This window comes from Paraburkholderia sp. RL18-085-BIA-A, assembly GCF_046027075.1.
Lineage (GTDB): Bacteria > Pseudomonadota > Gammaproteobacteria > Burkholderiales > Burkholderiaceae > Paraburkholderia.
On record NZ_JARESU010000392.1, the window covers coordinates 1 to 1,661 of the forward strand.

The following is a 1,661-nucleotide window of genomic DNA, read 5'->3' on the forward strand; positions in this document are numbered from 1 at the left end:
ATCCTATGAAGCGTGGGGGCCTCGATGACCTGGGGGCGCCTAAAATCAGTGCGTCGACTCAGCTCAACGGAGAACATCATGCGCGCAGATCCAGAATACACATCGGCTACCGAGCCATTCGTGCTGGCCGTGTCACTCGAGCTTGCTGCGGCCAAATGGAAGATTGCATTGCACGACGGGCAGCGTGATCGACCAGCGGTGCATACGGTGACCGAGCCAGACGCTGCGACTCGCCTCCAGGCCGTGCTGGACCTGATCGGGCAGCACAAGGCCAAGTGGATGCTGGCGCCGGATGTGCGCGTCGTCGTCAGTTACGAAGCGGGCCCGGATGCGTTCTGGATTTATCGCACGCTGCGGACTCGCGGAATCGAGTGTCATGTCATCGATCCCGCGAGCATTCCCGTCGCGCGCCACAAGCGGCGCGCGAAGACCGACCGGCTCGACGCAATCAAGCTAGTCATGAACCTGCGAGCATGGCTGCGCGGCGAACGCGACCGCATGCGCGTCGTCCGAGTGCCCTCGCCCCAAGACGAAGCGTCGCGTCATCTGATACGTGAACGGGCCCAGTTGCAGAAGGAGGTGCTACAACACCGCGACCGCATGCGCAAACTGTTGGCCACGCTCGGCTGCTGGGAGAAGGTCGAGCAAAAGAGCTTCGCCAGCCGCCTCGCTGGGGGTGAGGTGCGGTGCCACGACGGCACGCCGCTGCCGCCAGAACTGCGCCAACGGTTGTTGCGTGAGTGCGAACGGCTAGCATTCGTCGAGCGGCAATTTACAGCTCTTGAGACCGCGTTACATGACAGTTTGCCCGCGCCGGCATGCAGCCGGGCGGAGCATCTCACCAACCTCAAGGGCATTGGCAGGGTCGGTGCCCAGCGACTCGCGCTCGAACTGTTCTGGAGGACCTTCGAGAACCGTCGCCAAGTCGGCGCATGCGTGGGCCTTGTGCCACAACCGTACGATAGTGGCGACAGTCAAGTAGATCAGGGCATCAGCAAACAGGGTAACCGACGGGTGCGCGCGTTACTGATCGAAATAGCGTGGTCCTGGTTGCGCTATCAGTCCGACAGTGCGCTCACCCGCTGGTTTTACCAGCGCACACAGGGTATGTCCTCGAGTCGCCGAATTCGGCGGGTTGCGATCGTCGCCGTCGCGCGCCGTCTCGCGATTGCGCTGTGGCGTTATTTGAAGGACGGTGTGCTGCCTGAAGGTGCCCAGCTCAAGTCCGCGTAGCTCCCTAACGTTTCGAAGGAAGGGCAGCAACTGGTTAGCCGACTACGCAAGCATAAATGGTCTGAAGTGTACGCGTCCGTGGAAGTCCCTGGTTACCAATGAGGTAACCGATTGAAAGATGGGACGCGTGCCCCGGGGGCATCCGGGCGAAGCGCGCATGCAGGATGGGGCTGGTCACACAAAAGGCCAGCGGATAGAAGGTGAGTGCAGACTAAGGTCTCACGAGCGCGATTGATCGGCCTCAGATTCGTCATGCACGGTTGGGCAGGTTTTAACATTGATAACTCTTTGTCATTAAACAATTTGCAATCCAAACCATCGTAAGCCAAACCGTTTGTCAAGCCACAGAGCGGCTTGACAAACGGTCGCTCATAGAAGGGACTTCCCCGTCCCGAGGCTGCGGCGGAAGCCGCGAGTCGGCATCAACG

At 60.6% G+C, this 1,661-nt stretch carries 1 protein-coding gene; it reads left to right on the top strand.

Annotation, left to right across the window (positions count from 1 at the left end):
- Nucleotides 1-78: 78 nt before the first annotated feature.
- Nucleotides 79-1,233, top strand: a complete 1,155-nt coding sequence (locus P0D89_RS52685; protein ID WP_408371156.1) for an IS110 family RNA-guided transposase — start codon at nt 79-81, stop codon at nt 1,231-1,233.
- The last annotated feature ends 428 nt before the right edge of the window (nt 1,234-1,661 follow it).

Bases quoted from the DNA above. Each gene is read 5' to 3' on its own strand.
- P0D89_RS52685 (WP_408371156.1), top strand. From the start codon at position 79: ATGCGCGCAGATCCAGAATACACATCGGCTACCGAGCCATTCGTGCTG.